Origin of the sequence: Rhodanobacter glycinis (assembly GCF_900114325.1) — a bacterium.
In the GTDB taxonomy this organism is placed as follows: domain Bacteria; phylum Pseudomonadota; class Gammaproteobacteria; order Xanthomonadales; family Rhodanobacteraceae; genus Rhodanobacter_A; species Rhodanobacter_A glycinis.
Map to the genome: position 1 here is coordinate 40,360 of NZ_FOSR01000013.1, position 18,022 is coordinate 58,381.

15 protein-coding genes are annotated in these 18,022 nt (G+C 66.7%); 12 read left to right on the top strand and 3 right to left on the bottom strand.

Annotated elements, in window-relative coordinates; all coding sequences use genetic code 11:
• Positions 1-228: 228 nt before the first annotated feature.
• Positions 229-2,208 carry a S1 family peptidase gene (locus tag BMY90_RS13315; protein WP_092704666.1) on the top strand — a complete coding sequence of 660 codons (1,980 nt, stop codon included), beginning with the start codon at positions 229-231 and terminating at the stop codon, positions 2,206-2,208.
• A 142-nt stretch (positions 2,209-2,350) separates the two neighbouring features.
• A complete protein-coding gene (locus BMY90_RS13320) occupies positions 2,351-3,157 on the top strand; it encodes an alpha/beta hydrolase (protein WP_092704668.1) in 807 nt (268 codons plus the stop codon).
• Between the two features lie 105 nt (positions 3,158-3,262).
• On the opposite strand, the gene BMY90_RS13325 is transcribed toward BMY90_RS13320, so the two are convergent.
• A complete protein-coding gene (locus BMY90_RS13325; RefSeq protein ID WP_008211615.1) occupies positions 3,263-4,123 on the bottom strand; it encodes a helix-turn-helix transcriptional regulator in 861 nt (286 codons plus the stop codon).
• A gap of 299 nt (positions 4,124-4,422) precedes the next feature.
• On the opposite strand from BMY90_RS13325, the gene BMY90_RS13330 reads away from it, so the two are divergent.
• On the top strand, positions 4,423-4,677 hold the full coding sequence (locus tag BMY90_RS13330) for a hypothetical protein (RefSeq protein ID WP_008211612.1): 255 nt from the start codon (positions 4,423-4,425) through the stop codon (positions 4,675-4,677).
• A gap of 50 nt (positions 4,678-4,727) precedes the next feature.
• Here the strand turns inward: BMY90_RS13330 and BMY90_RS13335 are convergent, their stop codons facing one another.
• The gene (locus BMY90_RS13335) at positions 4,728-5,570 is read right to left on the bottom strand and encodes an AraC family transcriptional regulator (RefSeq protein WP_092704601.1); all 843 of its coding nucleotides are present in this window, start codon (positions 5,568-5,570) and stop codon (positions 4,728-4,730) included.
• A gap of 197 nt (positions 5,571-5,767) precedes the next feature.
• Here BMY90_RS13335 and BMY90_RS13340 point away from each other — a divergent pair, with 197 nt between their 5' ends.
• From BMY90_RS13340 to BMY90_RS13370, 7 genes are all read left to right on the top strand, one after another.
• Positions 5,768-6,031 (top strand): hypothetical protein, encoded by a 264-nt coding sequence (locus BMY90_RS13340; protein ID WP_092704603.1) that lies wholly within the window; start codon positions 5,768-5,770, stop codon positions 6,029-6,031.
• 79 nt (positions 6,032-6,110) lie between these two features.
• Positions 6,111-6,569 (top strand): MarR family winged helix-turn-helix transcriptional regulator, encoded by a 459-nt coding sequence (locus BMY90_RS13345; RefSeq protein WP_037099874.1) that lies wholly within the window; start codon positions 6,111-6,113, stop codon positions 6,567-6,569.
• Between the two features lie 31 nt (positions 6,570-6,600).
• Complete coding sequence (locus tag BMY90_RS13350; protein WP_092704605.1) at positions 6,601-8,088, top strand: efflux transporter outer membrane subunit; 1,488 nt, start codon at positions 6,601-6,603, stop codon at positions 8,086-8,088.
• 9 nt (positions 8,089-8,097) lie between these two features.
• Complete coding sequence (locus tag BMY90_RS13355; RefSeq protein WP_008212464.1) at positions 8,098-9,291, top strand: HlyD/EmrA/EmrK family protein; 1,194 nt, start codon at positions 8,098-8,100, stop codon at positions 9,289-9,291.
• 95 nt (positions 9,292-9,386) lie between these two features.
• The gene (locus BMY90_RS13360) at positions 9,387-10,913 is read left to right on the top strand and encodes a DHA2 family efflux MFS transporter permease subunit (RefSeq protein ID WP_092704607.1); all 1,527 of its coding nucleotides are present in this window, start codon (positions 9,387-9,389) and stop codon (positions 10,911-10,913) included.
• Between the two features lie 37 nt (positions 10,914-10,950).
• Positions 10,951-12,480, top strand: a complete 1,530-nt coding sequence (locus tag BMY90_RS13365; RefSeq protein WP_092704609.1) for a DHA2 family efflux MFS transporter permease subunit — start codon at positions 10,951-10,953, stop codon at positions 12,478-12,480.
• A gap of 166 nt (positions 12,481-12,646) precedes the next feature.
• Positions 12,647-14,788, top strand: coding sequence for an FUSC family protein (locus BMY90_RS13370; protein ID WP_092704611.1), 2,142 nt, complete (start codon positions 12,647-12,649; stop codon positions 14,786-14,788).
• Between the two features lie 8 nt (positions 14,789-14,796).
• Here the strand turns inward: BMY90_RS13370 and BMY90_RS13375 are convergent, their stop codons facing one another.
• Complete coding sequence (locus BMY90_RS13375) at positions 14,797-15,327, bottom strand: acyloxyacyl hydrolase (protein ID WP_139201747.1); 531 nt, start codon at positions 15,325-15,327, stop codon at positions 14,797-14,799.
• A gap of 219 nt (positions 15,328-15,546) precedes the next feature.
• On the opposite strand from BMY90_RS13375, the gene BMY90_RS13380 reads away from it, so the two are divergent.
• Positions 15,547-16,557, top strand: coding sequence for a two-component system sensor histidine kinase NtrB (locus BMY90_RS13380; protein ID WP_092704613.1), 1,011 nt, complete (start codon positions 15,547-15,549; stop codon positions 16,555-16,557).
• Positions 16,550-17,926, top strand: coding sequence for a nitrogen regulation protein NR(I) (ntrC, locus tag BMY90_RS13385; protein WP_092704614.1), 1,377 nt, complete (start codon positions 16,550-16,552; stop codon positions 17,924-17,926). The genes BMY90_RS13380 and ntrC overlap by 8 nt, the downstream gene beginning before the upstream one ends.
• Positions 17,927-18,022 lie beyond the last annotated feature (96 nt).

The following is an 18,022-nucleotide window of genomic DNA, read 5'->3' on the forward strand; positions in this document are numbered from 1 at the left end:
GGCGCCGATGCGCGACGGGGAAGAAGATTTGCCGATACTACATGCGGTCGCGCGACCGTTTCGGCAAGCCTCGGCACGTGCCGTGCATGGCCATGCAAATGTCCGGTTCACGTGCCACCATGCGCGGGCATGACCGTGGCGGTGCGGGAAGCCGGGAGGCATCCGGCCGCGGTCATTCCATCAAGGGGACCTATGCGCATTTCATCCGGAATCACAGGGAAGCCGCCGGTGCGGGCATCCGTTTTCGCCCTGCTGGCGCTCGTCGCCTGCGCAAGTTGGGGCATCGCCGGCCCGGCCGTGGCCGCCACGCTGAACCCGGCGGTGCTGCCGACGATCCAGTCGGCCACGTTCGAGGTGGTGGAAGCGAAGCCGGCGAAGGATCCGCTGACCTACGAAAAACCGCTGCCGCTGGATCTGCTGCCGTATCAGGAGCGCACCGACAAATACCACTCTATCGGCACCGCGTTCGCGCTGGGCCACAACCGCTACGTCACCGCCGGCCACGTGCTGCTGGCCGGCATGAACGGCCTGTGGGGACCGCCGGCACTGCGCGACGCCAGTGGTCACGTGTATGCCATCGGCAAGATCGAGAAGTTCTCGCTGCGCAAGGATTTCGTAGTGTTCTCGCTGGCCAGCCCGCCGCCCGGCGACGCGGCGCTGACGGTGGACGCGAAGCCGGCGCTGAACCAGGTGGTGTACGCAGTGGGCAACGCGCTGGGCACCGGCGTGGTGATCCGCGATGGCCTGTACACCTCCGACACGCCCGAGCAGCAGGACGGCCAGTGGAAGTGGATGCGCTTCTCCGCCGCCGCCTCGCCCGGCAACAGCGGCGGTCCGCTGCTGGACAAGGACGGCAAGGTGATCGGCGTGGTGCTGATGAAATCGGCCAACGAGAACCTCAACTACGCGTTGCCGATCAGCGAAGTGTTGAACGCGCCGGACAACGTGGCGGTGATCGACAAGCGCATTCCCTACAGTTTCGACCTGTTCGACAGCATGCTCAGCAACGTGCTGAAGGCACAGTTCGCGTTGCCGCTGGACTTCGCGCAGTTCAGCGCCAGCTACCAGAAGGTGATGGACGACTTCGCCGATGGCCAATTGAAGGCCTTGCTGGCGAAGGAATCGGCCAAGCTGTTCCCGAACGGCGAAGGTTCCAGCGAACTGCTGCACGGCATGCCGTCGATGGGTGACTTCCCCACCCTGATCACGCGCAACAGCAGTGGCACCTGGGCGCTGGCCGGGCGCAGCGGCGGCAAGGTCACCCTGCCCGACAACGGCTACCTGACCCCCGGCATGGCCAACCACACCTTCCTGTTCCACCTGCGCAAGCCCGACAGCATCAGCTCGAAAAAGCTCTACGGCGATCCGGTCATGCTGATGGATACCTTGCTGAAGACCGGCTTCGTCAAGCGCCGGGTCGGTCCCGAGCGGGTGCAGGTCACCTCGCTGGGCAAGCCGACGCAGGACACGCTGTACACCGATCGCTGGCAGCGCCATTGGCAGGTGCGGGTGTGGCCGATGCCGTACGTCAATGCCCGGGTGATCACTTTCGCGCTGCCGGTACCCGATGGCTACGCGGTGATGATGCGCATCCTGCCGGCGGGCTTTGTGCACGATTACATGATCAACCTGCAGGCGATCGCCGATTTCGCCTTCGTCACCTACGACGGCACGCTGGCGCAGTGGAAGGATTTCCTCGGGAACACCGCCTTGCTGCCGGGTGCGTTCGAGCACATCCACATCGGCATCGACTATGGCCATCGTTTCAGCTACGCCTCGCAGCGGTTGAGCTTCGACTTCACCCCGGCCTTGCAGAAGATCGACCCGCAAAGCCTGCTCACCCTCGGCTTCACCTATGCCGACGACCACGGCAAGGTGACCTGGGACGTGGGCGACGTGTGGCTGGCGGCCAGCGCCAGCGATCACTACTGGGTCAACCTGGCACGCAACGTGATGCCCTCGCCCGACCTCGACGACAGCTACCAGAGCGAGTGGAAAAAGCTGCTGCAGCATCGCCACCCGTATGACGGCGTGGTCATCGATGGCGACGACACCACCAAGATCATGCGTGTCGTCGATGTGCCGGCCGGCGTGAAACCCGGGGTGCTCTACACCGCCTATTACGATGCCGAGGGCAGCCACCCGCAGGCGGAGATGAAGACCAAACTCGACCTGCTGATGAAAAACCTGCGCGTCATGGAGCATTGACCGATCCCGCCCGTTGCCGATGTGGATTGCCGGTCGGCGACGGAACCGGGTACGGTTTCCGCTTGGCACGATGTCATGCAGAACAGGAACGAACGTGGATCAGGTGGCAGCGGCGGGCGAGGCGGAACGACACGAGCAGGTGATGGCCGATGGCCAGTCGTTGTGTGTGTACGACTGGCCGCTGCCGGGCGCGCGCGATGCGGTGCTGATCGTGCACGGGCTGGGCGAGCATGCCGGCCGCTATGGCGAGCTGGCCCGCTGGTTTCAGGCGCGCGGTTACGCGGTGCGCAGTTACGACCAGCGCGGCCACGGGCGCACGCCCGGCCAGCGCGCGGCCTTGCGCCAAGCCGATGACCTGCTGGCCGACCTGGCCATGGTCTACGCCATCTACTCCGCCGACCTGCCGCGCCCACCGCTGCTGCTCGGCCACAGCATGGGCGGCCTGGTTGCCTTGCGCACCGTGCTTGACGGGCGCGTGACGCCACCGGCGCTGGTGCTGTCCTCGCCGGCACTGCGGGCACACACGCCAACATGGCTGCAGCGACTGGCGCATGGCCTGGCCCGCGTGTTGCCCAACCTGCCGTTGAACAACGGCCTGCCCGCCGACGGCACCTCGCATGATCCGCGCGTGGTGGCGGCTTACCGCAGCGACCCCTTGCGCACGGCGCAGGTCACGCCGCGGATGGCCGATTTCATCTTCGGCGCGGGTGCAGCCTGCATTGCCGATGCGGCGAGCTTGCGCGTGCCCACCCTGTTGCTGGTGGCCGGCAGCGACCGGCTGGTCGACGCTTCCGGCAGCCGTGATTTCGCCAACGGTGCCTGGGCCACGCAGCAACTCACCACGCGCTTCTTCGACACGCTGTACCACGAGCTGTTCAACGAAGCCGAACCGGGCCGCAGCCAGGTGCTGAAGCAGCTTGGCGACTGGCTCGGGCGCGTGAGGGTCTAGCGCTTGCTAGAGGTCGTGGTCAGTGCGTCCGTACCTCGTTCTCTCCCGACAGGTAAAGGCGAATCGTAGGAGCGGCTCCTGAAAAGACGTTCAACGGGCCGTGAGTCAGGCTGCCGTCGTCCCTTCTTCCTCGCGCAGGCATTCGGTCATGCGGGCGAAGGATTGTGTCGTGGCCTCGTCCTCGGGCACGAAGAAGAACACCACCGCGCCGTCGGCCTTGCCGTCGCGCAGCGGGAAGCGGTTGGAGTGCACGCGTATCTCGCCGAATTCGGGATGGTTGAAGTGCGCGCTCCAGGCACGCAGCGGCGACACCTCGTGGCGCTGCCACAGGTCGACGAACAGCGGACTGGCTTCGCTCAAGGCATCGATCAGCACGTCGAAGCGCGGGTCGTCCGGATGCGCGGCGTGGCTCATGCGGAAGACGCCGAGCAGATTGAGCAGGCCCGGCTCGTAGCTGGGCGCGTACAGCTCGCGCCGCAGCGGATTCATGAACGCGTTCCACAGATGGTTGCGCGCAAAGCGGCCATCGAAGTCGTCGAAGCGGTAGAGCCGGTCGGCCATGGCGTTGAACGCCAGCACGTCGAACACCGGATCAATCACGAACGCCGGCGCCTGATAGAGATCGAGCAGGCCCTGCAGCGACGGCGGCAGCACGATGCGCCGCGTCACCGGTTCCGCGTGGGGCAGGCCGGCCAGATGGAACAGGTAGGCCTCGTCGGTGGCCGACAGTTGCAGCGCCTGCGCGATGCGGGTCAGCGCGGCGGCGGACACGTTGATCGCGCGGCCCTGCTCCAGCCACGTGTACCAAGTGATGCCGACGTTGGCGAGCGCGGCCACTTCCTCGCGGCGCAGGCCCGGGGTGAGCCGGCGTGCACCGCGCGACAGGCCGACCGCTTCGGGCGGCAACGCGGCGCGCCGCGTGCGCAGGAAGGCTTTCAGCTCGGTGCGTTGGCGGGAATGTTCCATGCGTCCTGGGAGCTGGGGTGGTAGTGCGACTACCAGCAGCGGGAATGGTCTGCCCATGGTAGCGCGCAGCGGTTAAGTTTGAGACACCCACTCGATCCAACGGCTACCCCGACCCGTCCAGCACGGAGGTCCAGACGGGCCGGGATATCCCGCGGTTGCGCGCAAGGCGCGACCCTTGGCCTGCCCCCTGGCCGATCCACCCGCTCAATCGCACGAACCGGATTTCCCGTCCGGCGCACTGCCCGTAACGTCGCGGCTCTGTCCGACGTCCTTGTTGCATCGACCCGAAGGAGAACGACATGTCGTTACTGATGACCGACAGCCCCGCCGTCGACGGCGAAGTTTCGGACACCGATGCGCTGACCGATTTCGTGGTCAACGCCCAGTTGATGCTCGACCCGATCACTCCCGAGTCGGTGCGTCGGCAGGCGGAACCGCGCTTGCTGGCGCTGCTGCCCGTGTTGCAGGCGCTGGGTGTGTTCGAGTTGTTCGCGATTCGCGACCCGGCGCTGGCCGCGCTGGTGCGCGACGAACTGGAGGCGCGCCAGGCTTGAGCCGGAGCGGCTGCCATGTGGCGAGGCCGGTCCGGCGGGTCGCCGGGTACTCAGGCGGGGTTTGCCTGGGCGCCATGGATCAGCCGGCCGGCGTGCTCGAAATAGCGCGCCGGCGAGTGGCCGAACGCGCGCCGGAACATGGCGATGAAGGCACTGACGCTGGCGTAGCCCAGGTGTTCGGCCACCACCGCCACCGGTTCGCCTTCGGCCAGCCGTTCCAGCGCCCGGCTGAGTCGCGCCTGCTGACGCCACTGCGCGAAACTCAACGCGGTCTCGGCGCGGAACAGGCGGCTCAGGCTGCGCGAGGACAGGCCGGCGCGCGTGGCCCAATCCTCCAGCGCGCGGTTGTCGTCGGGTTGATCCAGCACGGCGTGCGCAACACGCAGCAGGCGTCGATCGACCGGCATCGGCAGGTACAGCGGTTCGTGCGGCGCGCGCCGGATCTCGTCCATCAGCACCGCCGTCACGCGCGATTGTTCGGCATCCAGGTCCTCGCATGGCGCCCACGCGCTGGCGCGTCGCACCAGTGCGCGCATCAGCTCGTTCACGCCCAGCACGCAGGGGCGGTCGGGCAGGCCGTCGCAGGCGTCGGGTGCAATGAACACGCTCCAGCCGCTCATCGGGCCGCTGATGCTCACCGTGTGCCGTTCCCCTGCCGGCATCCAGCCGGCGCGATGCGGTGGCAGCAGCCACGAACCGTGCGCGGTGCGCACGTGCACCAAGCCGCTTTCGACGCAGTGGAACTGGCCACGGCGGTGGGTGTGCCAGTCGTATTCGCGGATTCCCCGGTCGCCGTATTCGCTGGCGGCGTCGCCGTCGTTCCAGTAGGCGATCAGCGCAGGGCCGTCGGGGCGCTCGATCCAGTCGTAGATTTGCTCGTGCGAGAAGCTCATGTCCGATTCTCGATACTTTTTGACCAAATAACGTTATCAGTAAACGGGCCATCCTGCTTAACCTTGCACGGGTCCGGCGCCGTCTGCGCGTCGAGGCCGTCTGCCGCTGCCGCCGCTCGCGGTTTTCCGCCACCCCAGCCGCTGCCCGTGCGTGGTTGTCGCACCGGCTTTCGCGGTGACACCTTCGGAGAACCCTCATGTTGTCGATCATTCCGCTTTCAGGACCGTCCGAGGCCACGGATTCGCCGATCGAAGCCTTCGTGACCTGTGCCCACCAGATGCTCGATCCGGCCACGCCCGAGACGGTGCGCCGCGCCATCGAGCCGCGCTTGTTGGCGCAACTGCCGGTGTTGCGCGCGCTGGGCGTGTTCAGCCTGTTCAAGTTGCGCGATCCGGCCCTGCGCGCCTGGCTGGACGACGAACTGGCCGTGCTGGGCAAGGGCTTGCGGACGGTGGCTTGAGGCCAATTTTGCCCCGGCAAACACTGCGAAGAATATATTTGCCTTGACAAATATATTTCCGGCAATAGAATGCGCGTCCATGAACACTTCATCCGTCCATCCTGGATCTCCGCGGGAGAGCCTCGGCGTCCTGCTCGGCCTGGTCCGCGCCGAAGTGGTGCGCGCCATGGAAGCCGAGATTGCCGACAAGGGCCTGGACCTGCGTTTCAACCAGTTCCTGATCCTCAAGCGGCTGGCCATGCTGGGGCCGATGTCGGCCACCGAGCTGGCACGCGCGGTGGAGCTGGATGGCGGCGCGATGACGCGCCAACTCGACCAGCTGGAGCGCAAGGGCTATCTGCGTCGCTGCCCGCACGAACAGGACCGCCGCGCCTTGCGCATCGAGCTGACCGAAGACGGCGACGCGCTCTGGCAGCAGCTCACCAGCTGCAACGATCGCGTGCTGGCCGCCGCCCAGCGCTCGCTGGACAAGACCGAGCGCGAACAGTTGCACGCTTACCTGGAGCGCGTGTTGCGCGCGCTTCGCGACAAAGACTGATTCACCCCTCACTACCCCGAGACTGAAACTCATGCGTCTGCATCTACTCGCGGCAGCCGTCGGACTGACCTTCGCTTTGGCTGGATGTGCCAGCAGCGGTGGCCTGCATCCGCAGGGCAAGCCGATCGATCCGTCCTCGCTGGCCACCGGGCAAAGCCTGGGCCAGGCGTCGGCCCCCGATGCCACCTGGCCGCAGGCGGACTGGTGGACCGGGTTGGGCGATCCGCAGCTCGATGCGCTGATCGCCGAGGCACTCAAGGACAACCCGGGTCTGGCCGTGGCCGATGCGCGTGCGCGTGAAGCCCAGGCCGCCGCGGGCGTGGCCCATGCGGACCTGACGCCGGACATCAGCGCCGGCGCCAGCGTGGCCGGCGCGCGCCTGCCGGCCAGCGTGCCGGCGCTCGGCAATGGCCATTTCGGCTGGGCCAAGTACGCCTACGGCAGCTTCAAGTGGAGTCCCGACCTGTGGGGCGGCCGCCACGCCGCGTGGCGGGCCGCGATCGGCAAGGGTCGCGCCGCCGAGGTGGAGGCGCATGCCGCTCGCGTGGAGTTGTCCGGCAGCGTGGCGCGTGCCTACGTGCAGCTGGGTTATGCCTATGCGCAGCAGGACGTGGCGCAGGCCGAACTGCAGCGCGCCAACGATGCGCGCAAGCTGACCCATCAGCGCGTCGATGCCGGCATCGACAATCGCATCCAGCTGGAACAGGCGAATGCCGAGGTGGCCGGCGCGCAGCAACAGGCGGAGCAGGCCTCGCGGGCGATCGACGCGGCGCGTTCGGCCTTGTCCGTGTTGCTGGGCAAGGGTCCCGACCGTGGCCGCGACATCACCCGGCCGCAGCTGTTGCCGCCGTCGATGCTGAGCGTGCCGGCCAACCTGCCGGTCAACCTGATCGGCCACCGCGCCGACCTGGTTGCCGCACGCTGGCAGGTGGAAGCCAGCAGTGAAGACATCAAGGCCGCCAAGGCCGAGTTCCTGCCGAACCTGGGCCTGACCGCGCTGGCCGGCGTGATCGGCTTCGGCGGCAGCAACATCCTGAACCTGCCGTCGCGCTTCTACAGCGTGGCGCCGGCGCTCAGCCTGCCGATCTTCAACGGCGGCCGGCTGCGCTACAACCTGCGCGGCAAGGATGCGCAGTACGACATCGCCGTGGCGCAGTACAACCAGACCCTGGTCAAGGCGGTCAACGAAGTCGCCGACGATGTCGATGCGTTGCAGTCGCTGCAGCAGCAGGCGACTTCCGAGCAGCAGGCGCTCGATGCCGCGCGCAGCGCGTGGAAGCTGGCCGAGCAGCGCTACAAGGCCGGCGTCGGCAGCTACCTGGAAGCGCTGACCGTGCGCCAGCAGCTGCTGGTGGCCGAGCAGCGCATGGCCGCGCTCAAGGCGCAGCAGTCCGACCAGTCGGTGCAGCTGATCCAGGCCCTTGGCGGTGGTTACCGTCCGGCGCACGGGCAGCTTCCGCCCGAACCGAAAGCTACCGCATCGTCTTCCGTTTCCCCCACCCCTGATAACCGTTCCTGAGGCAGCCCCATGTCCAGCCAGATGTCATCCACGGCCGATAGCGCGGCCGCCAAGCCGCCGAAGAAAAACCGGCGGGGTTTCCTGTTGCGCCTGCTCGGCGTGATCGTGCTGCTGGCCTTCATCGGCTGGCTGTTGTGGTACTTCCTCGACGGGCGCTGGTACGAAAGCACCGATGACGCCTACGTCGGCGGCAACGTGGTGCAGATCACCCCGCAGATTCCCGGCACCGTGGTCAGCATCGGCGCCGACGATGGCGACCTGGTGAAGCAGGGCGACATGCTGGTGAAGCTGGACCAGGCCGACGCCGACGTGGCGCTGGCCGAAGCCAAGGCCAACCTCGCCAACACCGTGCGCAAGGTGCGCGGCCTGTACTCCAGCGTCAACGGCGCCCAGGCCATCGTGGCCGCGCGCAAGGTGGCGGTGCAGAAGGCGCAGTCCGATTACAACCGTCGCGTGGCCTTGGCCAAGTCCGGTGCGATCTCGACCGAGGAACTGGCGCATGTGCGTGACGAGCTGACCAGCGCGCAGAGCGCGTTGATCACCGCCCAGCAGCAGTACCAGACCAACAAGGTGCTGGTGGACGACACCGTGGTCGCCTCGCACCCCGACGTGCAGGCCGCCGCCGCGAAGTTCCGCGCCGCCTATCTGGACGACGTGCGCACCACCCTGGTGGCGCCGGTGACCGGCTACGTGGCGATGCGTTCGGTGCAGGTCGGCCAGCGCGTGCAGCCGGGCGCGCCGCTGATGGCGGTGGTGCCGCTGCACGGCGTGTGGATCGACGCGAACTTCAAGGAAACCCAGCTTACCCACATGCGTATCGGCCAGCCGGTGGAGATCGAGTCCGATGTCTACGGTGGCGCGGTCACCTACAAGGGCAAGGTGCAAAGCCTGGGCGTGGGCACCGGCAGCGCGTTCTCGCTGCTGCCGGCGCAGAACGCCACCGGCAACTGGATCAAGATCGTGCAGCGCATCCCGGTACGCGTGGTGTTCACTGACCCGGCCCAGCTCGACAAGCACCCGCTGCGTATCGGCATGTCGCTGAACGTGGACGTGAACCTGCACAACCAGGATGGCCCGATGCTGTCGCAGCAGGCGCCGACCAAGCCGGCTTTCAGCACCGACGTGTACGAGAAGCAGCTGGCCAAGGCAGATGCGCAGATCGCGCAGATCATCCACGCCAACATGGCGGGCGCCGGGAAATGACATAGGAGCCGCCGCCGCCGCGATCGGCAGGGCGCTGGACATGGTGATCGGCATCGTCATGGAAAGCATCACGCTGGCGCGGCGTCGGGCAACGCATGAGCGAGCACTTTCGTCCGCCCAATCTTGCATTGACCACGGTCGGCCTGTCGCTGGCGACGTTCATGCGAGTACTGGACACGACGATTGCCAACGTGTCGTTGCCAACCATTGCGGGCAATCTCGGGGTGAGCATTTCCGAGAGCACCTGGGTGGTGACCTCGTTCGCGGTGTGCATGGCGATCTCGTTGCCGCTGACCGGGTTCCTCACCCGCCGCTTTGGCGAAGTGAAACTGTTCGTGTGGTGCACGTTGCTGTTCGTGCTGAGTTCGTTCCTGTGCGGCCTGGCGCAGAACATGGACATGTTGCTGCTGTTCCGCGCGTTGCAGGGCGCGGTGGCCGGACCGTTGTATCCGGTCACGCAAAGCCTGCTGATCGCGGTGTACCCGCCGGCCAAGCGCGGCATGGCACTGGCGCTGCTGGCAATGGTGACGGTGGTGGCACCGATCGCCGGACCGATTCTGGGTGGCTGGATTACCGACAACTATTCATGGCGCTGGATCTTCTTCATCAACGTGCCGGTCGGCGTCTTCGCCGCCACGGTGGCGATCAGTCAATTGCGCGGCAAGCTGGAGCGGATCGAGCGGCCGCGCATGGATTACGTCGGCCTGGTCACGCTGATCGTGGGCGTGGGCGCGTTGCAGGTGGTGCTGGACAAGGGCAACGATGCGGATTGGTTCCATTCGAACTTCATCATCATCGCCAGCATCGTCTCGGCGCTCGCGCTGGTGGTGTTCCTGATCTGGGAACTGACCGACAAGGACCCGATCGTCGACCTGCGCCTGTTTCGCCACCGCAACTTCAGCGCGGGCACGCTGGTACTGGTGCTGTCGTATTCGGCGTTCTTCGCGATCGGCCTGCTGATGCCGCTGTGGCTGCAGCGCAACCTGCATTACACGGCGACCTGGGCCGGCTTCGCGACCGCGCCGATCGGCGTGCTGCCGGTGCTGCTGACGTTTTTCGTGGGCAAGTACGCCACGCACGTCGATTTGCGCCTGCTGGCTGCCGGCGCATTCGTGGTGATGGGCATGACCTGTTTCATGCGCTCGGACTTCTACATGCAGATCGATTTCATGCATGTGGCGCTGGTGCAGCTGTTCCAGGGCTTGGGCGTGGCATTGTTCTTCATGCCGACGCTGACCATTTTGCTGTCGGACCTGCAGCCGCACGAGATCGCGGCAGGTTCGGGTCTGTCGACCTTCCTGCGTACGCTGGGCGGCAGTTTCACCGCCTCGATCACCACCTTCGTATGGGATCGTCGAGCGGGAATCCATCACGCGCGGCTGGCCGAACACATCAATCCGTACAACCCGTTGTTGCAGCACGCGCTGGCCGGCGACAGCCCGGCCCATCGCACGCATGCACTGGCCTTGCTCGACCGTTCGATCGGCCAGCAGGGCTTCCAGATCGCCTTCAACGAAATCTTCCATGCGCTGGGCTGGATTTTCCTCGGCCTGATCGCCGTGTTGTGGCTGGCGCGGCCGCCGTTCCTGACACGCAGCCGCGCCACCGCCGAAGCCGATTGATTTTCGCCCGGCCCCCTACCCCACCGAGCTTGTCCCCATGAGCACCCATTTCCGTCCACCGAATCTCGCGCTGACCACGATCGGCTTGTCGCTGGCCACCTTCATGCAGGTGCTGGACACGACGATCGCGAACGTGTCGTTGCCGACCATCGCCGGCAACCTCGGCGTGAGCAACGACCAGAGCACCTGGGTGATCACCTCGTTCGCGGTGAGCATGGCGATCTCGCTGCCGCTGACCGGCTTCCTCACCCGCCGCTTCGGCGAGGTGAAGCTGTTCGTGTGGTGCACGCTGCTGTTTTCGCTCACTTCGTTCATGTGCGGCGTGTCGCAGAGCATGGGCATGCTGCTGTTGTTCCGTGCGCTGCAGGGCGCGGTGGCAGGGCCGATGTACCCGGTCACGCAGAGCCTGCTGATCGGTGTCTATCCGAACGAAAAGCGCGGCATGGCGCTGGCATTGCTGTCGATGGTGACGGTGGTGGCGCCGATTGCTGGCCCGATCCTGGGCGGCTGGATCACCGACAACTATTCCTGGCCGTGGATCTTCTTCATCAACGTGCCGATCGGCATCTTCGCCAGCGTGGTGGTGGCCGCACAGTTGCGCGAGAAGCTGGAGAAACTGGAGCGACCGCGGGTGGATTACGTCGGCCTGGTCACGCTGATCATCGGCGTGGGTGCGCTGCAGGTGGTGCTGGACAAGGGCAATGATGCGGACTGGTTCCATTCCAACTTCATCATCATCACCAGCATCGTGTCGGCCATCTCGCTGGCGATCTTCCTGATCTGGGAATTGACCGACAAGGACCCGATCGTCGACCTCAAGCTGTTCCGGCACCGCAACTTCACCACCGGCACCATCGCGATGGTGCTGGGTTACGCGGCGTTCTTCTCGATCGCGCTGCTGGTGCCGCTGTGGCTGCAGCAGAACCTGGGCTACACCTCGACCTGGGCCGGCTTTGCCACCGCGCCGCTGGGCGTGATCCCGGTGCTGCTGACCTTCTTCGTCGGCAAGTACGCCACGCGCATGGATCTGCGCCTGCTTGCTGCGCTGTCGTTCATGGTGATGGGCGCCACCTGCTTCATGCGCGCGGACTTCTACCTGCAGGTCGACTTCTACCACGTGGCGATGGTGCAGCTGTGGCAGGGCCTGGGCGTGGCGTTGTTCTTCATGCCCACCTTGACCATCCTGCTGTCGGACCTGCAAGGCCACGAGATCGCCGCCGGCTCGGGGTTGTCGACCTTCCTGCGTACGCTGGGCGGCAGCTTCTCGGCATCGATCACCACGCTGATGTGGACGCGGCGCGCGGTGACCCACCACGAGCAGCTGGCCGAGCACATCAATCCGTACAACCCGGTATCGCAGGCGGCGATGCAGCACCTGGGCCACGGCAACCCGCAGCTGGCCGGCAGCATGATCAACGGCATGATCACCCAGCAGAGTTTCCAGATCTCGTTCAACGAAGTGTTCTACGTGCTGGGCTGGATCTTCATCGTGTTGATGGGCGTGATCTGGATGGCCAAACCGCCGTTCGTGTCGAAAGGTGGCCCGGCGACGGCTGGCGGCCACTGACGCGCTCGCGGGCAGTGCGCTCGAACCGGGGGCTTGCCGGCGACGGAAGTCCCCCCTTCGTCAGAGACACCGGGGCATCTGTTGCGCGCGCCCGGTGTCACCCCGGGCGGAGCGTACACGCGCATCCGCTTGCATATCGGCCCCGTAGCGTGGCGACAATGACGGCATGAATGCCATGATCCGGCGCTTTGGCGAATCGGTCGCGTGGGGAAACCTGCTGCGCGGCGAGGGCCTGGCGTGGCTGTTCGTGGCCAAGATCATGCTCGCCTCGCTGTCGGCGCTGTGGCTGGCCTTGCGTTTCGGCTTGCCGCAGCCGTATACGGCGATGCTCACCGTGTTTGTGGTGATGCGTCCGCAGTCGGGCCTGGTGCTGGCCAAAAGCTTCTACCGTGCCATCGGCACCCTGGCCGGTGCGGCGGCCATCTTGCTGCTGTACGCACTGCTGCCGCAGCAGCGCGTGCTGTTCCTGCTCGGGCTGGCGCTGTGGGTGAGTGCATGCACGTTCGGCGCGGCGCGTTACCGCAACTTCGCCGCGTATGCCTTCGTGCTGTCCGGCTACACCGCCTGCATCATCGGCCTGCCCGCGGTGAGCGCGCCCACCGACATCTTCGAGGACGCGGTGGCCCGTGTGTCCGAGGTGATGCTGGGCATCCTCTGCGCCGGTGTGGTCAGCGACGTGATCTTCCCGCAGCGCCTGCGCGACGCGCTGGTGCGTGGCGTGCGCGCGCGCTTCGTCGCCTTCGTGCGTTACAGCCATGATGCGCTCACCGGAACCTACGACCACGCCCGCATCGAGGCACGCTGGCGCGATTTCGTGATCGAGGCGATCGGGCTGGAAGCCCAGCGCAGTTCCACCATCTTCGAGAATCCGCAGACCCGGGCGCGCAGCGCGATGGTGCAGCGGCTGAACCTGGAATTCATGGATGCGAATACACGCTTGTTGCGTCTGCATCACTGGATGCACCGCCTGCGCCAGCAGCGTGGCAGCACGGGTGAGGTGCCGCGTGATGCCGCCGTCGCCGCGGTGGTGACGGCGGTGGAAACGCTGTACCAACCGTTGGCCACCGCATTCGACGTGGATCTGGATGCGCATACCGGCGAGCATGCGCGTGATCTCGCGCTGTCGCTGTCGCGCTTCAGCGCCGCCCTGCCCGCGCAGTCGACCCGTTTGCGCGAAGGCCTGCCCGCGCGCGTCCGGCCCGATCTCGACGTGGCATTGACCTTGCTCGATGACTACGCGCGTGCGCTGCGCCGCTACGCCTCCACCTATGCCACCTTGCGCAGTGCGCCGGTGGACAGTGACGCGGCGCCCGCCTCGCGCCGGCACCGCTTCGTGCCGCACACCGACACCTTGGTCGACCTGGTGGCCGGCTCACGGGCCGGGTTGGCGCTGCTGATCGGCGCGGCAATCTGGATCCTCACCGCATGGCCGAGCGGACTGGGCATGGTGATCCTCGCCACCGTGTTCGTGGCGCTGTACAGTTCCAGCCCCAATCCGGTCGCGTCGCTGCGCTATCTGGTCACCGGCTTCCTGCTGGCCTCGGTCTGCGCGCTGTTCTGTTACACCGTGCTGCTGCCGCAGGCCGACGGCTTCGTCATGTTGAGCTGTGCATTGGTGCCGTTCCTGATGGTCGGCAGCTACATGCTGACGCGGCCGGCACTGGCGGCGATCGGCGCGGGCTTCAACATCATCTTCGTCGACGCGGTGGGCGTGCGCGCGCCGCAGGTGTTCGACTGGGCCGGCATCCTCAACGACGTGCTGGCCGACCTGTCCTGCGTATTGCTGGCACTGGTGTTGCTGTCCACCATCATGCCGGCGGGTGGCCGCTGGATGCGTCGGCGCATGTTGCATCGTCTGCGCGGCTATGTGGTGGAGGCTTGCATCGCGCCGCTGCGCGGCCAGCGTGCGCGACTGGAAACGGCGCCGCGTGATTTGCTGCAGAAGCTGCTGGCCCAGCCCGGCGCATCGGCCGAGACCACTGCGCAAACCCTGCGCTGGGCGCAGCTGGTGATGAACATCGGTCGTGGCGTGCTCGATCTGCGCGAGCGGATGCAGGTGGCACCGCCGCCGGCCGTATTGAGCGAACCCTTGCAGCACGACGCGCTGCCGCGCCTGGCCGAGTTGTTCGAACGGCCAGGCGCGGGCACCCACGCACGTGCCCTGGCCTCACTCGACGAGGCCATGCGCATCGCCGTGATGGACGCGCCGCCCGGGCGACGGCCGCTGCTGATCCAGCTCCACCTGCTGCGCACGCAACTGCGCGACGCGGCCTACACGCTGGGCGGCGAACGATTGCCGCCCGCGTAGGCTGGTTCTCAGATGTTGAAGGCCAGGCCGACCAGCGCCATCGTCTCGCCGCGGTTCGGCTCGTGCATGCTGCCGTTGGAGATGTGGCGCAATTGGAAGCTCCAGTGCTTGCCCTGCCAACCCAGCGTGCTGACGAATTCGTAGCCACTGCTCAGCGCCTGTGTGCGGCCGCTGTGATACGCGGGCTGGAAACTGAAGAACAGCGGGCGATACCAAGCATCGGCATCGCCGTAATGGAAGCGTGCGCCGGCGGCCGCCAGCCATACCGAATCGCTGGTGGTGTAGCGCGAGTTGCGGTAACGCGACACGTCGCGGCCGTTGATCCAGCCGACCGACACATCCGGCGACCAGGTGAGGCGGGTGCTGCCGATACGGTGTTCGCCGAACACGCCTTCGAGGAAGGCGGCGTTGCTGCCGTAACCGTCCATGTAACTGCGACCGGCCTGCACTTCGATGCGGGTGGCGGCAGTAGCGGGCAGCGCGGGGAGGGCAAGCAGCGCAAGAACAGCGAGCCGACGGAGGAAGGTGCTTGATCGCATGGGGAACGGGCCTTGGGGAAGGGGGAATGCTTGCTGCACTCGTAAGTTTACTAATTGTGCCAGCCCTTGTGGCTCCTACAAAAGTCGCATGGAAGCAACACAGTGTTGCGCCAGATGCACGTTCGTCGCGGAGCCGCGCAGAGGGGAGAGAACAGGTTTGCAAGCCCGGTTTGGATTTCGCCATTTGCACCAAATCAATTCATTGCCCATAGTGGTGCAATGGAAACGATGCCGTGGCGATCACTGGCGGAGCAAATGGCAACCGGGCTGGCCCTGGTCGACGCGGATTTGCGCGTGCAGTGGCACAACGCCGCGCTGGCCGAATGGCTGGAGCTGGGCTTGCGCAGTGCCATCGGCGTGCCATTGGCGGGCTTGGTGGCCACGCCGGAGCTGGCGCAACAGGCGGCGCGGGCACTGGCCGAGCAGCGGCTGTTGCAAGTGCGGGGCGTGGGCTTGGGCGGGGCCACTGGCGGTACGCGCCGGCTGGACGTCACGTTGCAGCCCTTCGATGCAGACCATCTGCTGCTGGAAGTGCATGCCCTGGCCGAACTGCCGGCCGTGGCTTCGCCGTTGTCAGCGACCTTGCGCGGCTTTGCGCATGAGGTGAAAAACCCGCTGGCCGGCCTGCGTGGCGCGGCGCAACTGCTGCAGCGGCGCCTGCACGATGACGACCTGAAAGCACTGGCGGCGATGGTGCTGGCCGAAACCGACCGGCTGACCACGCTGGCCAATCGCCTGCTGCATCACGATGGCGCGCCACGGCTCGGCGCGGTCAATCCGCACGCCTTGCTGGAGCGCCTGGTCGAGCTGCTGCGGGCCGAGTCGCCGCCGCCGATACTGCGCCACGATTACGACCCCAGCCTGCCCGACGTGCACGGCGATGCCGATCGCCTGCAGCAGATCCTGCTGAACCTGGCGCGGAACGCGATCGAGGCCGGCGCGCGCACGCTTACCCTGCGCACCCGCGCCGAGCATGGCATCCGCGTGGGGGAGCGTGTGTTGCGCAGCGCCTTGCGCATCGACGTGATCGACGACGGCCCCGGCGTACCGGCGGAGCTGCGCGAGACCTTGTTCGAACCGCTGGTTTCCGGTCGCGCCGACGGCAGCGGGCTGGGCCTGGCGCTGTCGCGCGAGATCGCGCATGAGCACGGCGGCGAGCTGCGTTACGCCAGCCGTCCGGGCGAGACCACGTTCTCGTTGTATTTGCCGCTGGAGCGCACGCATGGCTGACGACATCTGGATCATCGACGACGACCGCAGCGTGCGCTTCGTGCTGGCCGAGGCGCTGCGCGATGCGGGCTTGTCCGTGCGCGAATTCGGCGATGCGGCCACGGTGCGCGAAGCCTTGCGCAAGGGGCGGCCGGCGTTGCTGGTCACCGACGTGCGCATGCCCGGCGCCAGCGGGCTGGACTTGCTCGGCGAGCTGCAGGCACGCGAGATCGGCCCGGTGATCGTGATGAGCGCCTACACCGATGTCGCCACCACCGCCGCGGCATACCGTGCCGGCGCGGTGGATTACCTGGCCAAGCCGTTCGACCTCGATCAGGCGGTGGCGTCGGTGCAGCGGGCGCTGGCCGATGCGCCGCAGGCGGATGCACCTGCTCCGGCGGTCGCGCTGCCCAGCCATGCATTGCTGGGCGAAAGCGCGGCGATGCGCGAGGTGTTTCGCCTGATCGGCCGCGTCGCCGCCAGCGATCTCAACGTGCTGGTTACCGGCGAAACCGGCACCGGCAAGGAATTGGTGGCGCGCGCGCTGCACGAGGAAAGCGCGCGCAGCAGCAAGCCGTTCGTGGCGCTCAACACCGCGGCGATTCCCTCCGAGTTGCTGGAAAGCGAACTGTTCGGTCACGAGGCCGGCGCCTTCACCGGCGCGGCGCGCCGCGTGGCCGGCCGTTTCGAGCAGGCTGAAGGCGGCACGCTGTTTCTCGACGAGATCGGTGACATGCCGCTGGCGCTGCAGACGCGCCTGCTGCGTGTGCTGGCCGGCGGCGAGTTCTATCGGGTGGGCGGACGCGAGCTGATCCGCTGCAATGTGCGCATCGTCGCCGCCACCCACCAGGACCTGGATGCGCGGGTGGTTTCCGGCCAGTTCCGCGCCGACCTCAAGCATCGGCTCGACGTGGTGCGTATCGCGCTGCCGGCGTTGCGCGAGCGGCGCAGCGACATCGCGGTGCTGGCGCAGCACTTCCTGGCCACCGCTGCGCAGGAATTGAAGCTGCCGCCGAAGCGTTTCTCCAAGGCTGCATTGAAAGCCGTGGCGCAGCGCGATTACCCGGGCAACGTGCGCGAGCTGGAAAATCTGTGCCGTCGCGTGGCGGTGATCGCCGCGGGCAACGAGATCCTTCCCGCCGACCTCGGCCAGGCGCCGGCCACCGCACATGGCGACTGGACCGATGCCCTGCGCGATTGGGCGAGCCGTGCGCTGGCCGACGACGAAGCCGATATCCACTCGCGTGCCCGCGAAGCGCTGGATCGCGTCTTGCTGGAAGCCGCGCTGGCCGCGCACCAAGGGCATCGCCAGCACGCCGCCGCGGCATTGGGCGTGGGCCGCAACACGCTGACCCGCAAGCTGGGGGCTTCGCGTACGCGCAAAGGCTAGCACCGTAGGACGGCGTGCATGGGACGCTTCGACTTCGCTTGCTTGCGCAGGCTACGCTCAACACAACGGTGAGGTGACGTCCTCGCTGTTATGTCC

Excerpts from the sequence above, each read along its gene's own strand:
- BMY90_RS13345 (WP_037099874.1), top strand. The coding sequence starts at position 6,111 with ATGAACACTTCATCCGTCCATCCTGGATCTCCGCGGGAGAGCCTCGGC.
- BMY90_RS13335 (WP_092704601.1), bottom strand. The coding sequence starts at position 5,570 with ATGAGCTTCTCGCACGAGCAAATCTACGACTGGATCGAGCGCCCCGAC.
- BMY90_RS13375 (WP_139201747.1), bottom strand. The coding sequence starts at position 15,327 with ATGCGATCAAGCACCTTCCTCCGTCGGCTCGCTGTTCTTGCGCTGCTT.
- BMY90_RS13350 (WP_092704605.1), top strand. The coding sequence starts at position 6,601 with ATGCGTCTGCATCTACTCGCGGCAGCCGTCGGACTGACCTTCGCTTTG.
- BMY90_RS13340 (WP_092704603.1), top strand. The coding sequence starts at position 5,768 with ATGTTGTCGATCATTCCGCTTTCAGGACCGTCCGAGGCCACGGATTCG.
- BMY90_RS13355 (WP_008212464.1), top strand. The coding sequence starts at position 8,098 with ATGTCCAGCCAGATGTCATCCACGGCCGATAGCGCGGCCGCCAAGCCG.
- BMY90_RS13325 (WP_008211615.1), bottom strand. The coding sequence starts at position 4,123 with ATGGAACATTCCCGCCAACGCACCGAGCTGAAAGCCTTCCTGCGCACG.
- ntrC (WP_092704614.1), top strand. The coding sequence starts at position 16,550 with ATGGCTGACGACATCTGGATCATCGACGACGACCGCAGCGTGCGCTTC.
- BMY90_RS13320 (WP_092704668.1), top strand. The coding sequence starts at position 2,351 with ATGGCCGATGGCCAGTCGTTGTGTGTGTACGACTGGCCGCTGCCGGGC.
- BMY90_RS13370 (WP_092704611.1), top strand. The coding sequence starts at position 12,647 with ATGAATGCCATGATCCGGCGCTTTGGCGAATCGGTCGCGTGGGGAAAC.
- BMY90_RS13330 (WP_008211612.1), top strand. The coding sequence starts at position 4,423 with ATGTCGTTACTGATGACCGACAGCCCCGCCGTCGACGGCGAAGTTTCG.
- BMY90_RS13380 (WP_092704613.1), top strand. The coding sequence starts at position 15,547 with ATGGAAACGATGCCGTGGCGATCACTGGCGGAGCAAATGGCAACCGGG.
- BMY90_RS13365 (WP_092704609.1), top strand. The coding sequence starts at position 10,951 with ATGAGCACCCATTTCCGTCCACCGAATCTCGCGCTGACCACGATCGGC.
- BMY90_RS13360 (WP_092704607.1), top strand. The coding sequence starts at position 9,387 with ATGAGCGAGCACTTTCGTCCGCCCAATCTTGCATTGACCACGGTCGGC.